General features: G+C 55.2%; 2 protein-coding genes, 1 tRNA gene and 1 pseudogene. 2 read left to right on the top strand and 2 right to left on the bottom strand.

Features of this window, described 5'->3' with window-relative positions; all coding sequences use genetic code 11:
• Both RCH87_RS01495 and RCH87_RS01490 read right to left on the bottom strand, forming a co-directional pair.
• A pseudogene (locus RCH87_RS01495) lies at nt 1–264 on the bottom strand (histone); the annotation flags it as partial.
• Nucleotides 265–337: 73 nt separating this feature from the next.
• Nucleotides 338–1885, bottom strand: a complete 1548-nt coding sequence (locus RCH87_RS01490; RefSeq protein ID WP_306514980.1) for a threonine/serine exporter ThrE family protein — start codon at nt 1883–1885, stop codon at nt 338–340.
• Nucleotides 1886–2103: 218 nt separating this feature from the next.
• On the opposite strand from RCH87_RS01490, the gene RCH87_RS01485 reads away from it, so the two are divergent.
• Both RCH87_RS01485 and RCH87_RS01480 read left to right on the top strand, forming a co-directional pair.
• Nucleotides 2104–2176 (top strand) — tRNA-Thr (locus RCH87_RS01485).
• A 391-nt stretch (nt 2177–2567) separates the two neighbouring features.
• Nucleotides 2568–4419: hypothetical protein (locus tag RCH87_RS01480; RefSeq protein ID WP_306514979.1), on the top strand; the 1852-nt coding region annotated here is incomplete at its 3' end.

Raw genomic sequence — 4419 nt, 5'->3', positions numbered from 1 at the left:
CTTTGATGCCTTCTTGGAAGCTTTCTTCGTGGTTTTCTTTGCGCCAGCTTCGTCTTCTTCAGCTGGCTGCGGGTTTTGTTCGGCTAAGACCTTGGAGTGCACCAGACCTTCGGGTTCTACGCCCAGCATGCACATCAGGGTCACGCCATCCATGAAGTCCTCGGCGTAGGTGGCAACGATGCGCCGCGCAGACGATGCGGTTTGCTCTTCGACTGCCTGTTCTTGCTCTACGTCGGGGTGCTTGTCAGTGACCTTTGGTGGCATGGAGTGCTTCCTCCTGGAGCGATGTCATACGGATCTGGTATTGCCTTGTTGCCTTCAACTGCGCCATTCTACGCTATTTCTCGGGCTCGTTGCGTGCCGAGGTGCTTGTCGACGGCCCCTTGCTCGCAAGCTCGCTTCCTCCCCGTGGAATTCGCCGTGCCGCAGAGCTGCCTTTGGCGGCCGCGCGTGCAGCCTGGCGGTAGGAGAACCGTCCGGCGCGTTGCACGGCGGCGTAGGCGCGGTAGGAGCGTGGGCGGCGCAGATTGCGGGCGACTTTTTCGCCAAAGACCACACCTGCTGCTAGGGCTGCGGAAATTGCGATGGCGCCACCGGCATTGGAAAAACCGACGATGGCTTGGTCGTTGATCATTGCGTACATGCCACGGTAGAGCATGAGGCCAGGAAGCATCGGGGTATAGCCACAGACGGCGACGATCAACGGTGGGATTTCATACCGGCGAGCCAGCAAGCCACCGGCCAAGCCGATGATGCCTGCTGTCACCCCCGAAGCCAGCACGACGCCGGCGCCGAGGGGCACCATGATGCCGTAATAAAAGACCATGCCTGCACCAGCGGTGGCCCCTGCGACCGCCACAGCGGAACGGCGTGCTTGGCAGGCGAAGGCGAATCCGGCAGACGACAGCGCACCGAGCACGATGCGCAGCGGGATTTCATGCGCGTTTGGTGGGCTGGTGTGCTCTAGTGGGGGAAGTTGCCAGCCGACGAGGATCGCGAACTGGATGCCCAGTGCCACACCGCCGACAATCGCGCCCGTCATGAGCATCGCTTCGAAAAGCCGGGCTGCCGATGAGACCGGCGCGCCGGTAATGCCGTCGACGAAACACTGCACCAGGGTAAGACCTGCCACCAGCACGATGATGCCGGATGCAATCAGATAGGACGGCGAGAACGTCCAGCCGATATAGCTGGCGAAGGTATAAAACCCAGCTGCGGGCACCGTGGCGATGAACCCGCCCACCACGTTTTGGTAGAACGCGGGCAGCCGGAATTTCGACAACCAGGAGTTGGTGGCCATGATCGCAAACGAGATGATGAACGCCAGGATTCCCACTCCGGCATCGCCACCGAGCATCACGGATACGCCGCCGCCCAGCATGCCCCATCCGACGTTGACCATCTTCGGCGAGTGTGGCGGCGTTTCAGCCATGATGTCGTCGAGGATCTGCTCGGCGCGCTCTGGCGGGGTGGCACCGGATTGGATGGAGCGGATTAGCCGGTCCACGGCGGTGAGTTTGGAGAAGTCCACCGTCAGGTCTGGTGCTACGCGGAAGACGTTGACGGGGATGCGCTCGTTGATGGTGCCGATATTGGCGTGGATGGTGATCGTTTTTGTGGTGATATCCACGTGTGCCTGGTACAGGCCGTAGGCGCTGAGCACCGAGTGGATCTGTGCGCGCACGTCTGAGTTGGAGTTGCCGGAGGAGATCAGGATTTCCCCGATGCGGGCGGCGATCTCCATCACGCCGGTCAAGTGCGCGGGGTTGGTGAGATCCACCGGCGCCAGCGGCGATGGCGGTGGAGCGGCTTTGGCGGCGTCGACGGTGGATATCTTGGAGCCGGTGCCCCGCAGGTTTGTTTTCAGGTTGTTCAACCAAGACACAGTGGCTATACCTCATATCGCGCGGTTGCTGGGGTGGTCAGTACAGTCTGTGGGGATTTTACATGCTTTGGCGGTGAGGTTTTCTGTCCGGAAGAGTGCCCTGGCTGGCGGGGTAATTTTTCTCTTGCCGACGCCTGGGCTAAAATGTTTTCTCGTGCCCCGCGCATATCGCATTGCTGTGTAGATACAGTAATGGTTGCGAGGAATGGGTGCACGGTGCTGGAGTGGCGCAATTGGTAGCGCAACGCACTTGTAATGCGTCGGTTGCGAGTTCGAGTCTCGTCTCCAGCTCATTATTCCCCTGGCGGGCTTGATTTCCGCCACGGGAATTTCCGTTATTCGCCCTCGTATAGTAATTCATCCCCGCGCCTTGCGAGTACCTATTTGTGGTTTTGCTGATTCGATGGCGTTACAGGAATGTAATTTTTCTCATCAAGCATAAAGATTTTTGTTCTATTGTTGTTCAACAGTTTTCGGGAAACGAACAGCTAAGAGCTCTCTATTGTTCGATAGGGTACGGAATTTTACCGCGAAAACCAAGGTATGCTGCTAGGTTTCAGCCGAATTAGGCTTGCCGATCCCTGAAAGAAGCCTGTATCTTGTCGGTAGCAAGCTTGTTGTTCAGCTTGAATTTCCCTGACCCCAAAGATGGGGCGACGTCTGATTCCCGGAAGGAATTACTTTGAATAACCAAATTCCCATGAACAAGGCTGTGCGCCGTAAAGGCGTTACCATCGCGGCCGCTGCTCTTTCGGTGGCGCTGGTTGCACCATTCGCGCAGTCCGTTGCCTACCCCGAGATTTCGGCTCCTGCGCAGGCGCAGGAGAATAACAATAATGAACCTGTAAAGCTTAAGAAGAACCCGCCAACTTTTTATGCAAATCAACAAGCGGGTCTTGAAACAAACAGAGAGCAGGGTGCCCGGACAGTTCGTAGTACCGGAATTCTTGCAGGTACTTTCTTCCCAGAAGGAACTAAATTTGAACTGCAGAATCCTGATTGGACTTTTAATACGGGGATTCGCGCAATAGGTGGCCAACGGCTAGGTTGGTACGGATTTTCGCGCTCAGATGATAACGATCCGAAAAGCCTGAACTATGGTAATGCGGGGACGCAGCTTGTGCAGCCGCTTGGTAGTGACAACCACCCGTATGTGGTTGAAAACACTGGACAAATCCTGTTCGGTCTATCTAACAGCGCTGATGGAAAAACGCGTTCGGTTCCAATGCGCGCCCGCTGGACTGATCCGAACACTGGAAAACAGCATGTCTGGCTATTCGAGCAGGAAATCCAAGTTGGGCCTTCTCTCGCCCAACGGGCTGATCAGTGTAAACCCGGCCAAAAATTTGTTAACCCAACTAACCAGCGTGAGCTGTTTCAGTTTGGTAATACGATGTCCCGCGCCACCACGACTTTCGTCGCAGAAACGTCGGATCTAGACAACACCAGTCTCCTTCAGACACAACAGATTACCAACGAAACTAAAGAGCTTCGAGGAAACGGTGAAAACCGTGCGGAGATTCGTGTTTCGGGGCTCAACCCTGACGGAACTGTGAAGTGGACAGAGACTACAAATGCTGGTCCGGCGGGAAATTGGAGACTAAGCATCCCAGACAACCGGTTGACGGAAAACACGATTGTTTCTGTCACACAACTAAAAGATGGTGTTGAGTCATTGCCGGTTCGCGTTACTGTGGGAGATGCTAAGGCGCCGGTCGTTCCCCCAAGTGTGAACCCAGTGACAGTCAAGACTGGGACTGACGCAAGCGAAGGGGCTAAGATTTCAGGCAGGGGTAAAGTACCTGCGCCAGTGACCGTCCAGGTTGCTGGCTACGACAAGCTATTTACCACTAAGGTTCAGCCGAATGGCGAGTGGTCCTTAACTCTGCCTGCAGACATTAAGTTGACTGCTGGACAAGAGATCCGTGTCACACAAGAACATGGCGGCGTCATTCTTGGCAGCACCGATTTGAGTACAACTTCGGCTCAAAACTTTGGACTATATCCGCAGCGAATGGGAGACGTTGGGGAATGTATCGCAAAAGAAGATATTCCAAAGGAATTTGCTTCGTCACAGCCGACGGATGACTTGGGATACCCAGACGAGCCTGTCAAAATCGCATCATCTGACTCGGGCGACCAGAGGACTAAAGACAGCGGAGAACCAACGTTACCAGCACCACTTCAAAAGCGTGATGGAGATGTCTTCCGCTTCCCGAAAGAATTGCCTGATGGCTTAGTCCCGCAGATCGGTGACAACACGCAGCTTGCATTTAACGGCGAGACTCCGGATGATCCATCTGACGATATATATCTATCGATTGACCCTTCCACCGGAAATGTCACGGTGAAAGGTGGCAAAAACGCTAATACCGATGGGCTTCGTGAGGTTCCAGTCGAATTAGTATCCGCTTCTGGAGTGCCAAAAGGGCGAGATAATGTCAGCATCCAGGTAGAACCAGAATCTGACACTCCTAAGCCTTCGATTTCTGGTGATGCTACTGCTAGTGGCAATGAGGTTCCTGAGGGTAAGC

Origin of the sequence: Corynebacterium sp. (genome assembly GCF_030826625.1) — a bacterium.
In the GTDB taxonomy this organism is placed as follows: Bacteria; Actinomycetota; Actinomycetes; order Mycobacteriales; family Mycobacteriaceae; genus Corynebacterium.
Note: the sequence above shows the minus strand (reverse complement) of the source record. Positions and strands in the feature narration are given on the sequence as shown.